This window comes from Lactobacillus sp. ESL0701, assembly GCF_029433445.1.
Lineage (GTDB): Bacteria > Bacillota > Bacilli > Lactobacillales > Lactobacillaceae > Lactobacillus.
The window spans coordinates 23,077-46,177 of sequence record NZ_JAQTIC010000008.1; the positions used below are offsets into that span (position 1 = coordinate 23,077).

General features: G+C 37.5%; 20 protein-coding genes and 3 tRNA genes. 7 read left to right on the forward strand and 16 right to left on the reverse strand.

All coding sequences use genetic code 11. The features are described from left to right. Positions 1-153: 153 nt before the first annotated feature. The 4 genes from nadE to PT281_RS06860 all read right to left on the reverse strand — a co-directional run bounded on the left by nadE (position 154) and on the right by PT281_RS06860 (position 4,366). Positions 154-984: an ammonia-dependent NAD(+) synthetase gene (nadE, locus tag PT281_RS06845; protein WP_277153202.1), complete on the reverse strand. Its 831-nt coding sequence runs from the start codon at positions 982-984 to the stop codon at positions 154-156. Further along, entirely contained in the window at positions 981-2,459 is a 1,479-nt protein-coding gene (locus PT281_RS06850; protein ID WP_277153204.1) for a nicotinate phosphoribosyltransferase, read from the reverse strand. Before PT281_RS06850 ends, nadE begins: the two co-directional genes overlap by 4 nt. A 77-nt stretch (positions 2,460-2,536) precedes the next feature. Beyond that, positions 2,537-3,634 carry a glycosyltransferase gene (locus tag PT281_RS06855; protein ID WP_277153206.1) on the reverse strand — a complete coding sequence of 366 codons (1,098 nt, stop codon included), beginning with the start codon at positions 3,632-3,634 and terminating at the stop codon, positions 2,537-2,539. Positions 3,635-3,640: 6 nt separating this feature from the next. Then, entirely contained in the window at positions 3,641-4,366 is a 726-nt protein-coding gene (locus PT281_RS06860; RefSeq protein ID WP_277153208.1) for a WecB/TagA/CpsF family glycosyltransferase, read from the reverse strand. 128 nt (positions 4,367-4,494) lie between these two features. Here PT281_RS06860 and tagD point away from each other — a divergent pair, with 128 nt between their 5' ends. Next, complete coding sequence (gene tagD, locus PT281_RS06865) at positions 4,495-4,881, forward strand: glycerol-3-phosphate cytidylyltransferase (RefSeq protein ID WP_277153210.1); 387 nt, start codon at positions 4,495-4,497, stop codon at positions 4,879-4,881. Between the two features lie 40 nt (positions 4,882-4,921). Here the strand turns inward: tagD and PT281_RS06870 are convergent, their stop codons facing one another. Then, positions 4,922-5,620 (reverse strand): GntR family transcriptional regulator, encoded by a 699-nt coding sequence (locus tag PT281_RS06870; RefSeq protein WP_277153212.1) that lies wholly within the window; start codon positions 5,618-5,620, stop codon positions 4,922-4,924. Between the two features lie 78 nt (positions 5,621-5,698). Further along, positions 5,699-6,817: a hypothetical protein gene (locus tag PT281_RS06875; RefSeq protein WP_277153213.1), complete on the reverse strand. Its 1,119-nt coding sequence runs from the start codon at positions 6,815-6,817 to the stop codon at positions 5,699-5,701. 253 nt (positions 6,818-7,070) lie between these two features. Here PT281_RS06875 and PT281_RS06880 point away from each other — a divergent pair, with 253 nt between their 5' ends. After that, complete coding sequence (locus tag PT281_RS06880; protein WP_277153215.1) at positions 7,071-8,108, forward strand: SLAP domain-containing protein; 1,038 nt, start codon at positions 7,071-7,073, stop codon at positions 8,106-8,108. Positions 8,109-8,218: 110 nt separating this feature from the next. Here PT281_RS06880 and PT281_RS06885 read toward each other — a convergent pair. From PT281_RS06885 to PT281_RS06900, 4 genes are all read right to left on the reverse strand, one after another. Beyond that, positions 8,219-8,290: transfer RNA gene (locus PT281_RS06885), tRNA-Gln, on the reverse strand. 5 nt (positions 8,291-8,295) lie between these two features. Further along, positions 8,296-8,377 (reverse strand) — tRNA-Tyr (locus tag PT281_RS06890). 63 nt (positions 8,378-8,440) lie between these two features. Next, positions 8,441-9,622, reverse strand: a complete 1,182-nt coding sequence (locus tag PT281_RS06895; protein ID WP_277153217.1) for an aminotransferase class I/II-fold pyridoxal phosphate-dependent enzyme — start codon at positions 9,620-9,622, stop codon at positions 8,441-8,443. A gap of 79 nt (positions 9,623-9,701) precedes the next feature. Next, positions 9,702-10,427, reverse strand: a complete 726-nt coding sequence (locus tag PT281_RS06900) for a glycerophosphodiester phosphodiesterase family protein (protein ID WP_277153219.1) — start codon at positions 10,425-10,427, stop codon at positions 9,702-9,704. Positions 10,428-10,591: 164 nt separating this feature from the next. On the opposite strand from PT281_RS06900, the gene PT281_RS06905 reads away from it, so the two are divergent. Continuing rightward, on the forward strand, positions 10,592-12,592 hold the full coding sequence (locus PT281_RS06905) for a BspA family leucine-rich repeat surface protein (protein WP_277153220.1): 2,001 nt from the start codon (positions 10,592-10,594) through the stop codon (positions 12,590-12,592). A 1,031-nt stretch (positions 12,593-13,623) separates the two neighbouring features. Here the strand turns inward: PT281_RS06905 and PT281_RS06910 are convergent. Both PT281_RS06910 and PT281_RS06915 read right to left on the reverse strand, forming a co-directional pair. After that, a tRNA-Gln gene (locus PT281_RS06910) sits at positions 13,624-13,695 on the reverse strand. A gap of 85 nt (positions 13,696-13,780) precedes the next feature. Further along, positions 13,781-14,296 carry a GNAT family N-acetyltransferase gene (locus PT281_RS06915; RefSeq protein ID WP_277153222.1) on the reverse strand — a complete coding sequence of 172 codons (516 nt, stop codon included), beginning with the start codon at positions 14,294-14,296 and terminating at the stop codon, positions 13,781-13,783. 77 nt (positions 14,297-14,373) lie between these two features. Here PT281_RS06915 and PT281_RS06920 point away from each other — a divergent pair, with 77 nt between their 5' ends. Next, positions 14,374-15,183, forward strand: a complete 810-nt coding sequence (locus tag PT281_RS06920; protein WP_277153224.1) for a Cof-type HAD-IIB family hydrolase — start codon at positions 14,374-14,376, stop codon at positions 15,181-15,183. 64 nt (positions 15,184-15,247) lie between these two features. Here PT281_RS06920 and PT281_RS06925 read toward each other — a convergent pair whose 3' ends face one another. Then, on the reverse strand, positions 15,248-16,303 hold the full coding sequence (locus PT281_RS06925; RefSeq protein ID WP_277153226.1) for an SEC10/PgrA surface exclusion domain-containing protein: 1,056 nt from the start codon (positions 16,301-16,303) through the stop codon (positions 15,248-15,250). Positions 16,304-16,499: 196 nt separating this feature from the next. Between PT281_RS06925 and PT281_RS06930 the strand changes: the two genes are divergently transcribed. Continuing rightward, the gene (locus tag PT281_RS06930; RefSeq protein WP_277153228.1) at positions 16,500-17,669 is read left to right on the forward strand and encodes an MFS transporter; all 1,170 of its coding nucleotides are present in this window, start codon (positions 16,500-16,502) and stop codon (positions 17,667-17,669) included. 85 nt (positions 17,670-17,754) lie between these two features. Here the strand turns inward: PT281_RS06930 and PT281_RS06935 are convergent, their stop codons facing one another. After that, a complete protein-coding gene (locus PT281_RS06935; protein ID WP_277153230.1) occupies positions 17,755-18,414 on the reverse strand; it encodes a hypothetical protein in 660 nt (219 codons plus the stop codon). A gap of 639 nt (positions 18,415-19,053) precedes the next feature. On the opposite strand from PT281_RS06935, the gene PT281_RS06940 reads away from it, so the two are divergent. Together PT281_RS06940 and PT281_RS06945 are read left to right on the forward strand one after the other, a co-directional pair. Further along, on the forward strand, positions 19,054-19,590 hold the full coding sequence (locus PT281_RS06940; protein ID WP_277153231.1) for a TetR/AcrR family transcriptional regulator: 537 nt from the start codon (positions 19,054-19,056) through the stop codon (positions 19,588-19,590). Position 19,591: 1 nt separating this feature from the next. Beyond that, positions 19,592-20,176: an NAD(P)H-dependent oxidoreductase gene (locus PT281_RS06945; protein WP_277153233.1), complete on the forward strand. Its 585-nt coding sequence runs from the start codon at positions 19,592-19,594 to the stop codon at positions 20,174-20,176. A gap of 83 nt (positions 20,177-20,259) precedes the next feature. Here the strand turns inward: PT281_RS06945 and PT281_RS06950 are convergent, their stop codons facing one another. Next, complete coding sequence (locus PT281_RS06950; RefSeq protein WP_277153235.1) at positions 20,260-22,167, reverse strand: fructose-specific PTS transporter subunit EIIC; 1,908 nt, start codon at positions 22,165-22,167, stop codon at positions 20,260-20,262. A 1-nt stretch (position 22,168) separates the two neighbouring features. Next, complete coding sequence (gene pfkB / locus PT281_RS06955) at positions 22,169-23,098, reverse strand: 1-phosphofructokinase (RefSeq protein ID WP_277153237.1); 930 nt, start codon at positions 23,096-23,098, stop codon at positions 22,169-22,171. Positions 23,099-23,101 lie beyond the last annotated feature (3 nt).

The window sequence follows — 23,101 nt, forward strand, 5'->3', positions numbered from 1 at the left end:
TTAAACAATACACGAATTTTTCTGGTCAAGCAAGAATTTGTACTTCTCACTAAAAAAGCATTGCTAGCAACTGCAGGCAATATATATTTCATTTTCATGATAAAAAATAATATTTTTTGGTAACAAAAAAAGTCGCCTTTCAGCAACTTTTAATTACTTTTGATAAAAATCATCAAACACCGTTACAGGCAGATGACGCTTATGTTCACTCTTTAACCACAAAGTTTCAATCTGCTTGGCAGCAGCTTCTGAAACTTCACGACCTTCTAAGTAATCATCAACTTCATCATAAGTGACACCAAGTGCCTTTTCATCAGGCAAGGATGGTCGGTCTTCTTCCAAGTCAGCAGTTGGTGTTTTTAGATAAAGATGTTCTGGACAGCCAAGTTCTTTAAGCATTTGCTTACCTTGGCGCTTATCTAACCGGAACAACGGCGTCACATCAGCCGCACCATCACCATACTTGGTATAAAAGCCGCTAAAGTTTTCGGCAGCGTGATCGGTACCGACTACTGCACCATTGTGAGCACCAGCAATCGCGTATTGAACAATCATTCTCTGACGCGCCTTAATATTGCCTTTGTTAAAGTCAGTAATTGTTTGCCCAGCTGCTTCTAAACTAGCAACCGTTGCATCAACTCCCGGCTTAATATTAACAATTAAGTCTTGATCGGGTTGTTGAAAAGCTACGGCATCAGCTGCATCTTGGGCATCCTTTTGCACGCCATAAGGCAATCGTACTGCAATAAATTGGTAAGAATTATCACCGGTTTCACCGCGCAATTCACTAATTGCCATCTGCGTTAATTTTCCCGTCAGAGTGGAGTCTTGCCCACCAGAAATACCTAACACATAGGATTTCAAAAAGGGATTAGCCTGCAAATAATCTTTTAGAAAGTCAACCGACCATCTAATTTCTTTTTTGGGATCAATCTCCGGCAACACATGCTCATAAGCAATTATTTCTTTTTGCAGTGGTCTCATTTAGCTGCATTCCTTTCGGTAATTTTTTGACGGATATCTTTAATCAAATTCATCTTGCTGTCATACAAGTCTTGAGACAAGTCAACGGGATATTCCTGTGGATTAAGCATCCGCTTGTATTCATCCCACAAGCCATCAATATTTTGGGCACAGAATTTTTTAATATCAATTAATTTAGGCTGGTCATAAACAAGCCTACCATCCTTAAAGATTTCCTGCAATAATGGTTCAGCAGTGTAATCAGTCACAACCTTATTGATATAAGTGTACTGTGGGTGGAACATGTACAAGGAATCAAACTTACGCGGATCGACACCGCTGCGAGCAATCCAGTCACCCGCATTCTTCTTTTTTTGATTAGCTGAAATCCGCCAAACTTGCTTTTTGCCCGGATTAGAAACTTTAATCGCGTTTGAAGAAATCTTGAGCGTGTCGTGCATTTGACCGTGTTCATCTGCCATTGATACTAACTTATAGACCGCGCCAAGAGCAGGTTGGTCAAAAGCCGTGATGTACTTAGTGCCTATGCCCCAAACATCAATTTTAGCACCTTGCATCTTGAGGCTGGTGATAGTTGTTTCATCAAGGTCATTAGAAGCATAAATCTTAGCATTCGGATAACCAGCATCATCCAGTTCCTTACGCACTTGCTTAGAAATATAAGCCATATCGCCAGAATCAATCCGCACACCCTGGAAGTTAATCTTGTCGCCCATTTCATTGGCAACACGAATCGCATTCGGAACCCCACTGCGCACCGTATCATAGGTATCAACTAAGAAGACACAGTCTTTATGCGTTTCGGCATAAGCCTTGAAGCCTTCATACTCACTGCCAAAAGCTTCAACTAATGAATGGGCATGGGTACCAGAAACAGGAATACCGAATAACTTACCAGCACGAACATTACTGGTGGAGTCAAAACCGCCAATATAAGCAGCACGCGTGCCCCAAACAGCCGCATCAGCTTCTTGCGCACGCCGACTGCCAAATTCCATCACACCGTCACCCTGAACCGCTAACTTAACTCGAGCAGCCTTAGTTGCCAGCAGCGTTTGAAAGTTAATAATATTTAAAATCGCAGTTTCAACCAATTGACATTGCGCTAGCGGACCTTCAACCTGCACTAGCGGCTCATTAGCAAAAACAATCTCGCCTTCACGCATTGAGCGTACACTCAATTTAAATTCAAAGTGACGCAAATAATCAATAAAATCGTCATCATAGCCGACTTCTTCTTTTAAGTATTGCAGATCGCTTTCCTTAAATTTTAAATTTTTCAAGTACATGATAATGTGCTCTAGCCCAGCAAAGACTGAGTAGCCGTTACCAAATGGTTCTCTGCGATAAAAAGCTTCAAAAACAGCATTACGGTCAGCAATGCCCTTCTTGAAGTAGGTATACATCATATTCAATTCATACAAGTCTGTATGCAAAACCAAAGAATCGTCTTGATCTAATTCTTGATAAAACATTTTATCCTCTTAATATCTTTTTCACTAATATTTTTGTTCTTAATTATAGACATTTGTATGATTATAAGCAACAGTTTTTAGCGCTTAATTATTGCTTGATATTCTTGAATAATAGTTTCTAATTGGTTTGCAACAGAAAAATGTTCGGTAATATAAGTTTTTTCGCGGACTGCCATTTCTTCTAATTCGTTTTTTGGTGTAGCAACTGCCTTACGCAACGCATTCGTAATTGAAGTAACATCTCCGACCTTAGCCACAAAGCCGCTATCTTGATCTGGGATCATCATTTTAATATCGCCAACATCTGTAGACAAAAGCGGCACTAGGTTATCACAGGCCTCAAGCAGAACCAACGGAAAACTTTCCGAATACGAAGTCAAAACCGCCAAATCCATACGTCGATATAAATTCTGCAGCTGCTTTTGCGTCATGAAGCCCTGAAAGGTCACCTGCGGTCCCAAATCCAGCTTTTGCACCAAATCTTTGAGTGCCGCCATTTGCGAACCATCCCCAGCAATATACAGGTGAACATTGGCATTATCCAGATTCTTTAAAGCGTGCAATAGCAGAGCTTGCCCCTTAACTTTTTCCACACGGGCAACATTAATAAGATTAAAAGTTGGCTCGGGGTATTTTGCCGGGATTTGACTATTTTGATGAAAGAAAATGCCATTATAGATAACATGTACCTTATTTTGATCGACATGTGCCTTCTGGATAAGCAAATTAGCGAAATTCTTCGTCACGGCAAAAACGCAGTCGCTTTTTCTAAGGGCATGAAGATTAGCAGCAGTGAAAATCTTCCCTAAGATGCCACGATCTGCAAAGTCAAGATAAGGATCAGAATGAACCGTCACGCACCAATTAGCACTAAGCTTATACCGAATTAAGGACACAAATAAGTTGGCTCGAGCACCATGAGTATGGACAATATCGTAATTGCCATTATTAATAAAAGCCGCTAATTTGCCTAAACTAGCTAAATTATAACGACTATTAATTCCCAGTACTGCTACTCGCAAATGTGCTTCGCGCGCAGCTTTGGCAACTGGACCTTCAGCAAGACAAAGCAAAGAAAAATCTTCGCCCTCTTTCTTGGCTTCCTTTAGTAAGTTAACAATATGTGTCAGTCCTCCGCCGGCTTCTAAACCAGCATTGACATGCAAAACTTTCATGTTACTTTATTTCCTTTTTTCTTCGTGAACTTGGTGGACAAATTTGGGCAAAACCAGCATTCGTTTAAAGCGAGTCGGGTTTTTGACTAAACGATAAAACCATTCAAGATGTACTTGCTGCCAAAATTGCGGTGCCCGCTTAACAGCGCCTGAAAAGACATCAAAACTGCCGCCAACGCCCATCATCAAAGCCGGAAGCAAATTTTTTCTTAATATTGCCAATAATTGCTCCTGACGCGGCGACCCTAAAGCAGCAAATACTAAGTCAGGCTCCGTGCGTTCAATTTGGTAAGCCATCACTTCCAAATCCTCACTAAAATAGCCATCTTCGGCACCAACTAACTGAATCCCGGAATAATCACGGGCGATTTTTTCTTGGACAGCATGAATGACGTGGGGTTTAGCGCCAATTAGGTAAACGCGCAAATTGCGCTCATTAGCCAATTTCATCAGCCATATGAATAAATCATAGCCTGTTACCCGTTCCTTGAGCGGTGTATGTAACATCTTAGCTGCCTTAACAATCCCAATCCCATCAGGAGTAATGTAATCAGCATCAAAATTCAAAATTTTCATAAATTCAGGATTTTCGTTCGCTGCCATCACAATTTCGGGATTAGCAGTAACAACAAACGTTGATTGGTGGGCATTAATCCGACCAACAAATTCATTTTTAAATTGGGTAAAACTTTTATTATCAAAGTCGACCCCTAAAACGTTTACTTTACTCAATTGTCAGCCTCCTAGAGCATTTTCTAATCCTATTTTAGCAAACAATTAGACCTTGCGGGATAAGTTTTAACTTTTATACTATAATATTGTTACAATTAGGGTAGCTGGATAATAGGAGCACTGACAAAATGAAAAAAATTATAACTTACGGCACATTCGATCTATTGCATTACGGCCATATTCGGCTGCTCAAACGGGCAAAAGAAATGGGCGACTACTTAATAGTTGGTCTTTCAACCGATGAATTTAACCAGCTGCAAAAGCACAAGGAATCTTACAACAATTATGCCGAGCGCAAATATATTTTGGAAGCAATCCGTTATGTGGACGAGGTCATCCCTGAAGACGGTTGGGAGCAAAAAGTCAGTGACATTCAAAAATATGACATTGATACCTTTGTCATGGGCAGCGACTGGCAAGGCAAATTCGATTTTCTAAAACCATATTGCCAAGTGGTTTACTTACCACGGACTCCTGGGATTTCAACCAGCAAAATTAAGGCGGATCTAAAATAACCAACAAAAAACACTGAATCAAAAAATTAATTCAGTGTTTTTATTTTGAAAAAGTAAATTCGAAACGATCGGCAATATAATTAGCCCGAGTATATTCAAACGGCTCACCCGTAGTCAATTCGGTTACCTGCAGCCTAGTAATTAGTGCTTCGCCCTTACGCGCATCCAGCAATCTTGCCGCATTTTCGTTAGCAACAGCAGCAGAAATATGTTCCGTTACCCGACCAACTTCATAGCCACTTTTTGCCAAAGTTTGGTATAAATGAGAAGAAATATCTGATTTAGACATTTTTTGAATTAAGCGATACGGAATCGTAACCACTTCATAACAAATCGGCACTTCATCGGCATAACGAATTCGTTCCATCCGCAAGATTTCTTCACTATCGCCCAACTTCAACCGTTCTTTTTCTGACAAAGACGGCTTGCCAACATGATAAGAAATCAGTTTGCTTGATGGTGTCTGACCGTTTGCATGCGTAATCTCGGTAAATGACATAATTCCCGACATTTTTTCCTGTACCTTTTGACTGGCAACATAAGTACCACTGCCAAGACGCCGCTCTAAAATGCCTTCATCTTCTAGCGTTTTAATTGCTTGCCGCAGCGTCATGCGGGACACGCCGAATTTCAGTGCCAGTTGGCGCTCTGCAGGAATTCTACTGCCAACTCGATAAACGTGGTTTTCAATGTCACGCTTAATCTGATTATGAATTTTGATGTACATTGGTTCTTCCATGGCGCACTCCTCCAAATGTGTCCTTCCATTATAATCTAAATTGGTCTAATTTGCACAAACAAAAATAGCTAGACCTGATCACCGCTTTTTCTTAACGGTCCACTTAATTCCCAAAATATTGACATTAGCTTTCGTGCTGCATTCAACTGGTAATAATTCTTCACTTGAAGCCACCACGCTAACCCGCATTTGGGCGTTATCTTGAACAGCTAGACTTGCTCCATTAGGATTAAAGACTAGGTCATGACCTTCAATCTGGGCATGATCGCCCAGTGCTAAAAAGTATTGGTACTCAATACCGCCATTAAAGGTTACACGCCGCGCGATACAGCTTGCCTCATCTTGAAAGTCGGCATGATTTAAAATCACGGAGTTAATCAGCGTAATTTGGGCATCATTAACCGCGATAATTCGGTTCAGCCGACTGTTTTGAATAATTACGTGCGGCTTTTTATCTAAATATATCCCACCGGTAAAATAACTATCAACTATATTGACCCACGAATCATCTGTAATATACATGCAGGCATCATCATCAGACAGGACCTTGCTGTTTAACATATTCAGCCACGTTTTACCCTGCAATAAAATCGTGTCAGCAACTGAATTATTCATATTTACTTCGGCGTTTGTTTTAACAAAGGTATCAATACTGCCGTGAATCCGCGAATTATTAATTATTGCCGTCCCGTGACCTTCAAGCGCCAAAACGCCAAATTCCTCAGCTACATTCTCAATTGAGGAGTCATTCATTTCCAAGCGGAAATCAGCATCCGCAAATAAAGACACAGAACCGTTCATGACCTTGGTTGAGTAAAGTTCCAAGGTAATCTTACCATTAGCCGCAATGGCTGCTGTATCATTGCCAAACCCCTTAATCACACAATTGCGCAAGCTAAGATAAGTATTAGCCTCTCCCGGCACGAACAAAGTATTATTGTCGTTATTCGTATTCAGACATAAATTTTCCAAATTAACGAACCGGCTGTCGGCAGCAACATTCACATAACCCAAAATCGTCGTATCTTCCGGCAAACTGCCAGTGCCCTTAATGGTAATGTCTGCTAAAGTAATTCCCTGCGGCAGCTCATAAAATCCCGGTTCTAAAAACATTACATCATCAGCGCGTAAGTCCTTCAGCGCTTCATGCCAGCTGATTTCACCGCCACCAGCTCCCACTTTAATTAGTCTCGGCATAAAAATCCCTTTCTAAGCGAACAGTAAACTAGCTATTATTGTACTATTTTTTCAAGGTTTGTAGTTATCATCGACTTATAAAAGTAAATTTTACTAATCACTTCGGCTTTATTTTAAGAGGCTTGCTCTCTATTAAGCAAATTATTTTTGCCAAAAAAGTTCGAGAAAATTTCCATTTTAGGGTAGAATGGAAGTGTATTTTAGAAAAATAACACAAAATTATTAAATATATTTTAGAAAGGTTGGATTCTACATGAAATATAATCACACAAAATTAACTAGCTGTGATAATTTCTCAAATAAAAATATTATCAAATTTGGCTTAATGGGCTTAGCACTTACCTCTGGCTTAATAGGTCTTAATCAAGAAACTGCGCATGCGGCTACTACTGAAGCTGCTGCACCAGCAAAAACAGAAACTAAAACGCCAGAAACAGCTACACCTAAGGCTGAAGTGACAAGTGCACCTAAGAATGATGACACTGACGCAAAACCTGTTGTTAGACAAAAATTAACAGAATCCTTTGATCCCGAAGAAAAGACGTTGGTCCATAATGCCTTTTTATACGATCAAAACGGCAAAAGAGCCAATGACGTAACAATGAATGCTGGTTCAACGGTTGAAACTTACGGTACAACCTTAATCAATAACCGGAAGTTTTATAACTTGAAGAACCAATTGTATATTGCTGCGGGAAATATTGACCGCCAAACTCGTGAACTTGGTCGTAATTCTTATATTTACGATCAAAATGGTGATCAAGGTCTACCGATTGTTTTAGCCAAAGACCAATACATCCCTACTTTTGGTGATCCTGTTACTATTAATGGTACTGAATACTACTTAATTGACCAGAATCAATACGTTAAGAAGGATAACTTTGTCGAAGGTAAACCAACGCCTGAGCGTCCCGGCGATGTTAACGGCTTAGTTATTAACGGTGTTCTCAAGCACAAAGCCTACATTTACGACCAAAATGGTCAACGGACTAACAAATTAATTTTAAAGATTGGTACTAAGTGCTATGCCGCAATTAGTGAAACTATCAACGGCAAAAAGTATTACGAATTTGACCACGGTCATAAGCGTGTCCTAGCAGCTAACATTGACGGCACAAAACGGACGCTAGTTCGCAATTCCTACCTATATAATAAACACGGCAAGCGTGTCGGTCATCAAGTACTACCTGCTGATACCAGTGTCCGCACTTACGGCAGTTCCGTCTTAATCAAGGGTCAGCGTTATTTTATCGTTGATAACAACCACTACATTAAGCGCGCCAACTTTTAATAATTAAAATAAGGTATCCAGTCCAATGGCTGGATATTTTTATTACAAAAAAAGAAGCAACTTCTCAATTGAAGTTGCTTCTTTTCGGGTTGGGTGTTCTTAAAGAACTATTGGGTTAGCTGGATTCGAACCAGCGCATACTAGTACCAAAAACTAGTGCCTTACCGCTTGGCTATAACCCAATAAATGGAGGAAGGTGGATTCGAACCGCCGAACTCAGAGAGAGCGGTTTTACAGACCGCCGCGTTTAGCCACTTCGCTATTCCTCCATAACGCACGTTAATTATATTACCGAAAAACGTGCGTAATTGCAAGTAAAAATTGTTGAAATTTTATTTCTTATTTTCTTTAACAAACTTCTCCAGCCGCTTCAGACCTTCGTTAATTGTTTCCATTGAAACTGCATAAGAAAATCTAATCCAGCCCTTGCCACCTTTAGCAAAACAAGAACCAGCCGTTACAGCGACACGAGCCTTATCAACCAATTCGTAGATGAATTTTTCATCATCTTGTTCAAGACCAGCTGGAATTTTGGCAAAAATGTAGAACGCACCATCAGGCTTAACACATTCAAAGCCAATCTTAGTTAAGCCATTATATAGCACATCGCGCCGCTTCAAGAATTCTGCCTTCATTGGCAGTGCATCATCCATCCCATTCTTAAAGGCTTCTTCGGCAGCATCCTGCATTGGTGTTGGTTCAGTTGTGTTAGCTGCTTGATGGACTTTAGCAATTTGTTCCAGAATATCCTTCGGCGCACAAACAATCCCAATCCGATAACCAGTCATTGCCCAAGACTTAGAAACTCCATTCATTAAGATTACTTGGTCATGCAGGCTCTTTTCCATTGAAGCGTGTGGTTGGTCATAATTTAATTCACTATAAATTTCATCACAAATAACAAAAATTGGCTTATCACGAACAACATCAGCTAAGGCATCAAGCTCTTCTTGGCTGTACATTGCGCCTGTCGGGTTGCTCGGATAATTCATAATGAGCATCCGAACTTTGTCACCATATTTATCAAGGGCTTTTTGCAATTTAACAGGCGTTAACTTAAAGTCATCAGCAGAAGTATCAATTTCAACGATTGTAACACCTGTCCCAAGGACAGTTTCATCAGTCATATACAGCGAGAAAACCGGTGTTGGCACAATTATTACATCTCCGGGATTTAAGCAAGCCAGCTCTGTATCAAAAATTGACTCTGTTACCCCATTAGTTACTAAGACTTCAGTAGCTGGATCATACTTTTGCCCGTACTTTTTAGCTAAAAATTGACTTGCCGCTGTTCTAAGTCCCATTGTACCGTTAGAAGGTGCATAGTGAGAATGATTATCATCAATGCTCTTTTTGGCAGCTTCTTTAATATGATTCGGCGTGTTAAAGTCCGGCTCACCCAACGTAAACTTAACAACATTTGGAATCTTGCTGGCATAATCGGAGAATTTCAAAATTGGATTCGAAGGCGCATCAGCCAAGCCTTTTTTCATGTAATTAATTAATTCAACCATATAATCCACCTAACTTTCTTTTATATTGAATATTTAATAAATTATACAATTAATATCATCATTTTTCTACAATTATTTTTTAATTTTCAGCTAATTTATCAGCACCTTGTACCTGGTCGCGTAATTTAACCATCAATGGAAAATTATTAGTAAAAATTCCCGCAACATGCTCCTGAAAGTATCTTTTGGCAACAACTGGATCATCAACTGTCCAAATCCGCTGTGTTATCGTCTCCTGTGAAGCGAGCAATTCGCTTGGATGAATTCCAGCAAAATGATTTTCCTTAATTAATTTAGCTGCATTGGTAACGCCCTGATCCAGCAAATAACAATAAGCCTGATTCGGATCAATTTCTTGGCAATTCTTCAAGGTAACATAATCAAAGGATGAATAAATAAGTGGATGGGCAAATTGATACTGCTTGGCTAGAGACAATACCGTCTTTTCAATCTCTGGATAATGGATAATTCCCGTCTTAAATTCTAAATTAATCAAAATATCCTTGCCGTTAAGTAGGTCAAATAATTCACGTAATTCAGGCACCGGTTCGCCATTAGCCAAATGCACCTGCCGTAACTGCTTTAACGTAAAATCTTTAAGATAGCCTTTGCCATCAGTTGTGCGGTCAACCCGCTCATCATGCATTACAACTGGAACCCCATCTTTAGTTAATTGAACGTCAAATTCAACTCCTTCAACGCCATGTTCAATCGCATTACGAAACCCTGCAAGCGAGTTTTCCGCGAATTTTGCAGGATAACCACGATGACCAAACACAATTGTCTTATTTTTAATAGCACTCATAATCTTTGTCACTCCCTTTACTAATCAGTTTATAAATTACAAAAACTATCTTAAACCTATTGCGATTACTTTTAAATAAAAATAAAGTTTGATTAATTCTAATTAACTTTTAATAACTATGCACTTAAAATATTGGTAATTAAGAATTAATCTAGGAGACTGACATGATAAAAAAACATTTTTCAAAAAGCAAGAAGAAATTATTATTATTCAACGCAATCGTTATTAGTGCAGCTATCTTAACCGGTATACAGAATACCGTTAATGCAGCTGCAGCTTCTGATAACCAAGTTTCTACTGCACAAACTGCCAATCAAATTACTACTGGGAGCGATGGAGACTGCATTTGGACATACAATAAAAACTCACAAACTTTAACCATTAGCGCTGGCAAGAATGGCAACCAGTTGGGAACTGAGCAATTAGCAGCAATTGTCACTAACCACGGTAAATTCGGAGATGAAGATACTGAAGAACAAGTTTACAGCAACAGTGCGCTTAAGCACATTGTCTTTACTGACCAACTTAAATTACCAGCAAATTCGCGTTACCTTTTCTGCGGACTCGAAGGTCTAGAAGATATTACTGGCTTAAACAAAGTTGATACTAGCGGTGTCACTGATATGCACTTTTTATTTAAAGAAGATAATAATTTACGCAGTCTTGATTTAAGTAATTTTGATACCAGTAACGTGACTGACATGGGTTGGATGTTTGCCGGCGACAATAATTTAACTAGTCTTGATCTCAGCAAATTTAATACAGCTAAAGTTACTAATATGGAAGGAATGTTTGATTTCACACCCAAAGTTACTAGTTTAAATGTTGCCAGCTTCAATACTAGCAACGTGACTAACATGAACAACATGTTTTCAGGAACTGGGGCAACTACACTTGATCTCAATAATTTCAATACTAGTAAAGTTACGCAAATGCGCGATATGATTGCCAATAATAAGGAACTAACTAAACTGGAATTAGGTAATTTAGATACGCGTAACGTAACTGACTTTAACGGAATGCTCAGTAATAACCCTAAACTAACGGCAATTGACGCCAGTAAACTAAATACTGCTAAAGCAACTGATATTAGCGCCATGTTTGAACGTGATACAGCTTTAACTAAATTAGACTTGTGCAACTTTAATACTAAGAATGTTAACCGCATGTTACTAGTCTTTGAAAGTGATCCAAATTTGACCGAACTTGACCTTTCAAGCTTTGATACAAGTAAAGTTACCAATATGGAAGGGTTATTTGCTAACGATACTAACTTAACTAAACTAAATCTTTCAAGTTTCAATACCAAAAATGTGACTGATATGGACCAAATGTTTCTCGGTGTTGGACTACGCCAAATTGATTTACACAATTTTGATACCAGCAAAGTTACTAACATGACTAAAATGTTTCAAAATGCCCAAAACTTAACTAGCGTTGATTTGAGTAACTTTAATACTAAGAATGTAACTGATATGACCGACATGTTTAATGGTGCAACTAGTTTAACCGACCTTGATTTATCAAGTTTTAATACGAAAAAATTACGACGCATGAGCGGCATGTTCAAGGGCGCTAAGAACTTACGAACCATTAATTTGTCTAGTTTCAACACGAAAAAAGTCACGCATAATCGCTTTACCTTCCAAGACGATATTAGTCTAGTTAAATTAGACCTCACTAACCTTGATACTAACCACATCATTCATAATAATTTTAATCGAACTGATTTAATTCAAGATATGCTCAAAAATACTGGTGATCCTAACGGCTTTATTTTAAAGTTAGGTCAACACCGAATTTATCCTGATGCCAGCCTTGGCAGTGGCAAAGACCATATTCAAGCAGTCGGTACAGGAACCGTCAATCAGCCAAAGGGTAAAACTTATACTACTAGTGACTTGCAAAATTTATATAACAAGCCAAATGCCCAGTGTCCAGTTAACACTTATGTAATGTATCAAGCTAATAAGCAACCCCAATTTGCAGTTAAAAAATTACGTCATAATGCTTACGTCTACAATCAATTTGGTAAGAAAGTGCAAAAGAAGTCATTAAAGAAAAATCGTTCATTCGTTATCTTAGGACCAACGGTTACAATCAACGGCAACAGTTACTATTGCGTTGATAGTGGCAAATATCTTAAAGAAAGCAATTTTAAATAATAATTCTGCTATAATAAAAAGAGAGCAGTGGTATTATCCACATGCTCTCCTTTAAACAGTTATCGCTTATTACGATCTTTGATGTAATCTAAAATCAGATCAGCGATAACGTTGGCGAGTATACCAGACACAACGCCAATTATAAAATTTCGCAAGGCTTCTCGCCTCCTAGAATTATCATTATTGAAATTAGTCGGATTTCAGGTAATTCCATTTGTCATTTTACCAGAATTTTATACATTGACAATACTAATAATTCCACGTAAAATGAAACCATAAAATGTAGCAAGGCTTTAAGCCTCATAAGTCCTAAAACCAGTCATTTTAGGCAGTCATTAAAATTATCCTCTGTTAACGCAGAGGATTTTTTAATACCGTTGTTAAACTCATCTATATAAATTACTTTGCTAATTCAAAACAAAGATTAGTACCTCACCTAATTAAACCTGCTATAATAAAAAGGGAGCAGTGGTATTACCCAAACGCTCCCCTTTAAAGATTATTTCTTACTATGATTTTTGAGGTAATCTAAAATTAGTTCAGAAATAACATTGACGAGTATCCCAGATACCACGCCAATAATAAAACTTATCATCGGAGTTCCACCTCCTAGAATTACCATAATTGAGAGTGATTAAATCTCAGATAATTCCATTAGTCATTTTACCAGAATTTTATACGTTGACAATGCTAATGTTCTTTCGTACAATATTCACGATAAAACTTATCACGGGGTAAAACCTCGAAAGTCCTAAAGCCGATTACTTTAGGCAATCATTAAAATGATCCTCTGTTAACGCAGAGGATTTTTTGATGCCCTGTAAAATAATACAGTAACGTTTCGTTATCCAGTATGGTTTACGGCAATTTAACTTAAACAAATAGGACGTAAACAATTTAACACCCTAAAGAAATGCACCGAATTTTGCACCGATTCTTAAAATTACAGCTAATTTTATCTAATTCTATTTAACAAAAAAGCCTTAACACCAACGCTTGAAGCTAGTTGACATTAAGACTAATTACTTTAATTGGGTTAGCTGGATTCGAACCAGCGCATACTAGTACCAAAAACTAGTGCCTTACCGCTTGGCTATAACCCAAACATTTGAGCTTTTACTTGTCACTCAACACTAATTAGTATAGAGAAATATGATACCTAAGTCAAGTATAAATTTTATTTTCTTGCTATAAGTTTAACTCATACGCGTATCTGGCTCCATCTGGTGTTGGATCAACGTGAATTACACCGCGATAATGAAAATCTGACTTCTTAATTAAGCCCTGCATTCTCTTATTCAGCGCGTGTGTATCAATGCGAAAATTATGAAACCCTAAAAACAGACCTCGAGATAATAAATTAGAAATAAAAATTACGCCCAAATGCTGTCCACGATATTTATCAGAAATTGCAATTCGATGAATTGTCGCATATGCAGCTGTTGAATTTTGCCAAGCACCTGCAATATCAACATAATTAGGATCAGGTGTAGTTTGTAAGACTGCAACGCCGGCAACTTCTTGGTCAACAATTAAAACGTATGCGCGCTGTTGAATAAGATCATCTTGAAACATTTGCTCATTGGGATGACCGTCTTGCCATTGCGGGCTGCCATCCTGTTTTAACAACTTTTTTGCTTGATTAATAATTAGCATAATTGCTGGCAAATCAGCTTTTTGCGCTAAGCGAATATAAATTGGCATGCTTTTCCTCCACTATGATTAATAATTTAATTTTAGTATAATGATAGTAATTATCGCAATAGCTAGGAGGAAATATTATGGCAATTAAACTAGTCGCAATTGACACTGACGGTACTTTGTTAAATTCAGATGGGCAGATTTTAGCCAGCACTAAAGAGGTAATTACTAAAGCTCTCAAGCAAAATGTCAAAATTGTCCTTTGCTCTGGGCGGCCAATTGCTGGCCTTCAGCCCTACATGACAGAATTGGGCGTTAATGGGTCCGAGCAATATGCCGTCACCTTAAACGGAGCAATTACGCGTAACGCTGACGGTAAAATTATCACTAAGGATATGGTTAATAACGAACTTTATCGCAAAATGACCGCATTTGCGTTAGCGCATAAATTACCGTTCAACGTTGTTGATGAGGATTCACATATTATTACTGCCGATCACAACATCGACTATGTCGTTTATCTTCAGGCTTACGAAAATACGGCTCCACTATATGTCCGAACACCGGATGAACTGCCTGACGATTTTTCGGTTGCCAAAGGCTGCTTTGTTGGTGATCCTAAATTACTCGACCATTATCAAGAAAGTATCACAGCAGCGTTCAATAAGGATCTCTATGTTATTCGGTCTGATCCACACTTTATCGAACTTCTTAATCCCAAGGTTAACAAGGGTAACGGTCTAAAGGAACTTTGTGCAGCTTTAAAAATTGATGCTAGCGAAGTCATGGCACTGGGCGATGAGCGCAATGATATTTCCATGTTTAATTTTGCCGGTACTGGTGTCTGCATGGGCAACGGCAGCGAGCAAGCAAAAGAACAAGCTGATTATGTTACCAGTTCAAATGACGATGATGGTATTAGTAAGGCATTTGCCAAATTTGTATTTTAAACATTATAAGAAATAAAAAAGGCAGCTTACAATCATAGTAAGCTGCCTTTTTTTGAATTTGAAATTATGGCTTGAAACTTAAATTATACTTCTGATCTTTAACAACATAAGTTGGTACACTGATAAAGTGTAACGAACAAATATCATCTGTTCGCGACACGCTAAAGCCAAAATAATTATAATCACCATCATGAAGCGTCCCTTGAGTATTAAACAAATCGCCAGCATGTTCCCATTCTTGGTAGTAACTACGTTTATTGCGCTCGCTCTCGCCACTACCGACATAGCCAAACATCATCTGCTTAATGCCAAAGTAAATGCTCTTTTTTAGCTCAGTCATTGACAATGTCTGCCTCTGGTTATAAAAACCAGCCATATCTTCAACGTAATTATCATCCAGATTTAGGCCGTTGGCTTGGCACGCCTGGACAATTCCCGGCACATAATGACCATCCTTAATTGTCTTACCGTTTTGTTCATATTCGGTGGCAATTGCTTGAGCCAACTTTTGCGTACCTACACTATTAACCCAAGGCTTTAAGCCCAAATTATCACGTGCTTCATTAATTAATCTTAATGAAAAGTCCGATAAGGTTGTCAATTGATCTGGCGTAATATTAGCCAGATCAACCTGTGTTTCATTATCTTCCTTACTTTCAGCAAGATTGTTGCGACTAAAAGTATTAGCCTTCATCCCCTGCATGCAAGCAGTAACAAAATTACTGCTGGGCTTACCTTCATATGCCTTGAGCAGTTCCGTTTTGTTATAGCCATGAGGCAGAACCATTTTCGCCTTAGTATAGGTAGCAGCTTGGGCTTTCTTGACTGTATTCACATTTTTAGCTAAAATCCAGTGCGCATTATTACCAATTTTATAAGCAGATAAATGTTTTTTGCCAATTCGGCTTTTGGCACTATACGAATAACGATGATTAGGCAAAGCATAATAATTAGAATGCTTACCTGATGTCCAATAAAGCCGGACTTTTTTCTTTGTCTTAACTTTAACATAGCCTTGCGTTGCCGCTATTACAGGTTGTACACTTGCCTTCATATCTGCCATACAAATCACTAATAAAGTAACACTAATTAAAGTGCGCACGAATTTGTTTTTCTTCATTTATTTTCCTCGATAGTCGATAGTTCCATATCTCTTTATGAGTTTAACTGTAATTTTAAAACTTATTAGTAGTTAATGCCAATTAATTTAATTCTGCTTCTTTAAGCAAAACGGGCAATTTGCCAAATAATTATTTTTCCATTAAAGTTATTAATTGGTACTTTTTAAAACAAAAAAATTGAAAGAATGTGTTAATGTGAAAAAGAAAAATTTTTTAATTGGTACAGGGATTTTGCTCATTGCGGCTAATTTACGACTGCCCATCACAATGATTCCACCAATTTTGCCTTGGCTGCACAGTGAAATTGGACTAGCGTCAAGTATGAGTGGCTGGCTGACAACTATTCCGTTAATTATGTTTGCCTTACTGTCACCAATCATTGCTCACCTTGGTATTAAAAAAGGCAATGCCAAGGTGCTATTTTTTACACTTTTAATCCTTGCAATTGGTGGCTACTTGCGTGTTATTCCCAGCAGCTTCTTCTTATTACTGGGGACAATATTAATCGGGATCGGTATTTCCGGTGGTAATGTTCTCTTACCGGCAGTCATTCAGGAATATTTCCCAACTAAGGCAACGTTATTCACCAGCCTTTATACTTTTACCATGGGATCGGTGGCGTCCTTGGGAACTGGACTTGCGGCTCCATTAGTTAAAAAAGTCAACTTACCTGCCACATTAGCAATATTTAGTTTAGTTGGACTGGGTGGCTTCTTAGTATGGGCAATTGTAGTTCGAATTGTCCCTAAGCCTCATCATGCCCAAGTTACCACCCAAAACCAAGCTACTTCAATTAGTCACCATCAATTAACTTGGCTAATTACCTTCTTCTTTGGCACTCAATCATTACTCTACTATTCAATGATGACCTGGCTGCCCAGCTTTTGGACAAGCACTGGTTTTAGTGTTACAACTGCCGGACTTCTAGCAACCATATTCCAATTATGTGGTATGCCAATGTCCTTGTTGACACCAACTATTGCCCGCAAAAAAGTGGGTATGATAATCGCTTCAAGCATTGTTGGTGGTGGATTCGCTGTTGGAGCAGGACTTTTACTACTATTCCCTGGCAATTTTACTGTTAACGCAATCTTAGCCGTTATTTTAGGAATCGGATCTGGTTCAGCCTTTAGTCTTTGTGTTGTCTTTTTCCAAAAGAAATCAGCTAACTTCCATCAAACAGCCCAATTATCAGGAACAGCCCAATCATTTGGCTATCTCTTAGCAGCAATCGGTCCTGCCCTATCAGGCTATTTGCAAGGATTATTTCATTCCTGGACACCAATCTTTATTGCTTACACAATTTTAGGTGTTCTACTGTTAATTTCAGGAATTATTATTACTAATAAAAAACCATTAAGTTAAAAAACTTTAGTAAATAGGCGCTAGTCAAAAATGATTAGCGCCTATTTTTAATTATTTAGTTTTTTTGATATTGGTAGTTTAGAAATTAGTACCAGCCATTTGCTTGCCAGAAAGCTTTAGCAGCAGTCCATGAGCCGTAACGACTAGCAACATAATTATCTGCAACTCGTTCTTGATTAGCGGCAGAATAATCGCCGTTAAGGTATGAAGAAGAAAGTTGGTATTTACCGATGTATTGACCATTTTGTGCACTGTATGAGCCACCAGATTCACGACCAGCAATCCATGCCTTAGCACTAGATTCTGAGTCTGAAGTAGTTGCAGCAACAGTTTGAGTAGTAGTAGCTGCGGTATTAGTATTAGCTACTTCATTATTTGTACTAGTTGCTTGAACTTGTTCTTGTGTATTTTGAGCTGGGTAGTAGCCCTTATTAACATATTCAGCTCTAACCCATTGATTCTTACCAAGGTCGTACCACTTATTGCCTTGAGTGTCATAAGCAGTTCTGATAACCTTCCAAGAAGAATTACTTGGTAAAACTTGACCGGTAGCTACTGGATTCTCGTAATCATTCCAAACGTGAATTGAGTTACCGTCAACGTAGTTTACTGTAACAACTGCTGCATCATTAGCAACTGTTGCTGCATGAACTGTACTTGTTTTCGCACTATTCATAATCACTGCACCTGAAACTGATAATGCCGCTACTGCTGCCGATTTAACTAAGATAGATTTTACCTTCAAAAATTTTCTCTCCTTAATAAAAAAATTTCATATCCTTTTCTTTCCCAAATTAAGCAAGTCAAAAAACGACTTACTCAATTTGATTGTCTCTATATTACAGTGTAAAAATGTCAGAACCATAACAGAACTATCTCTCGGGCTTTAAAAATTTATTACCTGATGAAACGTTTATGTAATAATTGTAATATTTTGCAAAAGCGCTTTCTCGAATGAAATATTGTTATACCAAGCGTTTCCTTTATTGTTTAATCAAGCTTGTACCTGGCAAACGGTCTAGACAGCAATTAAACTTGCAATACAATTGCAAAAATTATTGCGAACGCTATTCTTCTATTATTGTAAAAAGTGATATAGTTAAATTGTACTTTTAATGAAAGGAAAATTATTATGAGCAAATACGTTGTTGAATTGGACGAAAAAGACTTGCAAATGATTAAAGACTGTCACTCAAAGAACCCTTCATTGATGAAAGCGATGAATGAGGCTAAAAAAGTCGAAGATTAGTCTTAATAATTAAGCTTCCTTATTTAAGGAAGCTTTTTTTCTTGGGCAAAATTTATTTGTACTTTTTGGATAACGATGTTATCATATTTCTAAGAACTTAGATAACAATGTTATCTAGAATAGGAAATACAAAATATGAAAAACACAGAAAAGCAATTAGTAGAAAAAGCAATCAAAGTTATTGACCAAGAAGGTTTTCAAAACCTCTCATTGCGTAAATTAACAGCTGCCATTGGCTTAACTACTGGTGCTTTCTACAAACACTTTAACAGTAAGGATGACCTGTTTAAACGGGCAACTATTAGGCTTTCACAAGAATTTATTACCCAAATTGACTTTCACAGTGATGTACCAGAAAAACAACTCTTACAAATTGCCGACTATTTTATTAAGCAGGTGCAAGAACATCCCAATACAATGGACTTTCTCTTTTTCAATAATAATGCAACTCTAGCCTTTAAAAATAACGATCATGAATTTCCTTTTTTAACCAAAATGCTTCAGCTAATTGACCAAATTACTCAAAGCAGCAATCTTACTAGTTATGATTTCTTTATTCAAATCTGGTCCTTCATCCAAGGTTACTCGCTCCTAATTAAAAATGGCATCACTAATTACAATAAACAGCTAGTGCAATCAACATTAACCCAATTAGTTAAAGGAGCTAAGTAAAATGAAAACATTAATTATCTATTGTCATCCATATGACAAAAGCTTTAACCATGCTGTCTTAACGACCGTCAAAGAAAACCTCATTCAAAATAAACGTGACTTTAACATAATTGATCTTTACCAAGATAGTTTTAACCCAATTTACGATCAAGAAGAACTACGTTTATTCCACGAAGGTGGTACACATGATCCACTTGTCAAAAAATATTTAACAATGTTAAAAAGAGCATCAACTATTATTTTTATTACTCCTCTTTGGTGGAACAGTATTCCCGGCATGCTTAAAGGTTTCATTGATAAAGTGATGAAAGAAGGAACGGGACTGTCACACACTGTTTCTAAAACTGGCATTCATGGTGAATTAACTAATATCAAGCATACCTACGTCCTAACAACCTCAACTTCACCGAAGTTTTATCTTCGCTTATTTTGCGGTAACGCGATTAAAAAGATTTTTATTAATCAAACCTTGCGCCAGCTGGGCATGCAAGACCGGCATTGGTTACACTTTGGTGGTATTACTAATTCTTCTTTAGCTAGACGCCAAAAGTATTTAAGTAAAATCGAAAAATACAATTTCAAATAACTAAAAAGACTAGCTTCATTTAAGTAGCTAGTCCTTAATTAACTTTTTGTCATCAACAAAATGTATATTTTTTATAATATTATCTATACTTCTTGCTCTTTTGAAAATAAAGCCTTGATTGTTTGCGGCGTATTAGCAGCCTTCAATTCGGTAATAAAATCTTGATGTGTAAGTAGTTTAGCTGTATTTGATAAATATTTCAAATGGTCATTACTATCAACCTGTGGAATCAAAAATGAAATTACGGTATCAATTTTTTGACCATCAAGTGAATGCCAATCAATTGGATGTTTTAGTTTCAACACTAACATTGAAGATTTTTTAATAGTCGCCGATTGAGCATGTGGTATTGCAAAGCCATCTGTCATCCCTGTAGATCCTTCTTTTTCTCTAGTTTTATAACTGGCTAAAACCTTGCTACTATCACTAGCTAAATGATTACTTACAGATAGATCAGCTAAATATTTAAGTGCTTCATCACGATTATTGACATCAACATCAAGCTTAATATTATTAATATCAAGGATATCATTTGGATTATGTGTTTCTTGAACTTCTGCTTTAACATCAACACTTGATGAACCTGTATTGCCTGCTAATATAGCCTCCTTTTTTGCAAATCTGCCAGCAATTAACGCAAGTAAAGCTCCTGAAATAACAGCACCAAGTAAAATCCAGAGTACCCATAAGAATGGCTTATTAACTAATGGCAAGATAATGAAACCACCATGGGGTGCAGGTACACTAATATGGGTCATATAAGTTAATGCTGATGAGATAGCAGAACCGAGCATAAGTGCTGGAATATTCCACAATGGATGCTTGGCTGCAAACGGAATTGCACCTTCAGTAATATGGGTAGAACCAAGTAAGAAGTTAACATACCCAGCAGTTCTTTCACTCTTAGAATATGCTTTTGGATTAAACAAAACAGCAAAGCCAGTAGCTAGGGGAGATTGAATACATGCTGCTGAAACACCAGCCATAAAGAAATAATTTCCTTGTGCCAGTAAAATAGTTCCTGTAACATAAGCCGCCTTATTAACTGGACCACCAAAGTCAGTTGAACACATAATTCCAACAATAATTCCCAATAAAATTGGACTAGTATTCTCAAAACCCTTTAACCAGGACATTAATCCAAGATTAATTGCTTTAATTGGAGTGTTCAGCCAATACATAATTGCGCCGGTGATAAATACACCTAAAACCGGGAACAGAAAAATTGATTTTAGACCTCTAAATTTATCATCAGGTAACGGCGCAAAGACTTTTTGTAAAGCCTTAACAACAAAAACAGCAAGATAGCCACCAATAATGGCACCCAAAAAGCCACCACCGCCGTTAAAAGTAATAAAACCAGCAGCAAGTCCAACAACAAATCCCGTCCTTTGTGCTAAAGCTTCAGCAATGTAAGCTCCTAAAACTGGAGCCATTAAGTTCATTGTTGTACTACCAACCGTATTTAACATTGCTGCAAATTGATTGTACTCACTACTCTTAGGATCAGCCGAATTAATTCCCCAAAAGAAAGAAATTGCAATCAATACACCACCTGCAACGACGAATGGCAACATGTGTGATACACCATTCATTAATGACGTATAAATCTTATTCCCGAATTTTTGATTACTAATATTATCACTATTGGAACTTAAAACTGCTTGGCTATCTTTATAAATTGGGGCTGTTAAAGCTTTTTTAATTAATTCTTCTGGTTCCTTAACACCACGTGCTACTGGAACAACAATTAATCGCTTACCAGCAAATCGATCTGTACCAACATCAATATCAGATGCCACAATTACTGCCTTAGCTTCTTTAATTTCGTCATTGGTTAAATTATTTTCGATCCCTGTTTGACCATGAGTTTCGATTTTAATTGTATATCCTAAGTTTTTGGCAGCTTTTTCCAATGCTTCCTCTGCCATAAAAGTGTGTGCAACCCCAGTTGCACAACCAGTTGCTCCCACCAAATCATATTTAGCCATTTTATTTCATCCCTTCTTTAACTACAATTTGTGGTAATAATTTTTCTAATGCAAAATTAGTTAAACCCGTTTTACTTGCCGTATCACTTCCTGCTGCAACCGCCATTTTAAGTGCGTTATCCAATGGTTGCTTTTTCTCTAATAAAGCAATAAAAGTACCAAGCATAGTATCTCCCGCACAAGCTGAATTGACCACTTGAATTTTAGGCGCATTAGCTGACAATACTTTTGTTCTGGTAACTAAAACTGCTCCATTAGCACCTAAAGAAACCAGTACATTTTGACAACCTCGATTAATTAATTTTCTTGCCAGCTTAATTATTATTTCAGAATCCATTTTTCCTTGATAATCAAAGAAACTTGCTAACTCATCCTCATTTGGCTTTAGTAAAAATGGCTGATAATCTAATGTATCTAGGACTGCCAAATAACTACTATCAATTACTAATCTGACTTGCTTTTCTTGCACAATTTGTGCAATTTCAACTAAAAATCCAGGTCTAATTCCCTTAGAAAAGCTTCCCGAAACAACAACCATATCATTTGGTTTTAATACTTTTCGTAAGTATGTTAAAAATGCTGCTTGTGTTTCCTGATTAATTACAGGTCCAGGATTCACTTCTTTATACTCCGTATTTTCTTCGATTACATCAGTAAAAACATTAACTCTAGTTGGTTCTTTAACTTTCAAGAACTTTGTTGCTATACCTTTTTCCTCAAGACCTGAAGTTATATAATCTAGAGTAAAGCCACCGCCAATTCCAGTTGCAACATTTTTTATTCCTAACTTTTTCAGAATAAATGAAACATTGACTCCCTTGCCATTAGGTTGTAATTCAAACTTTTCAGTACGATTTACAACCTTGGGCTGTAATTTTTTAGTTACAATGACCAAATCAATTGCTGGATTTAAAGTTATTGTATATATCATATA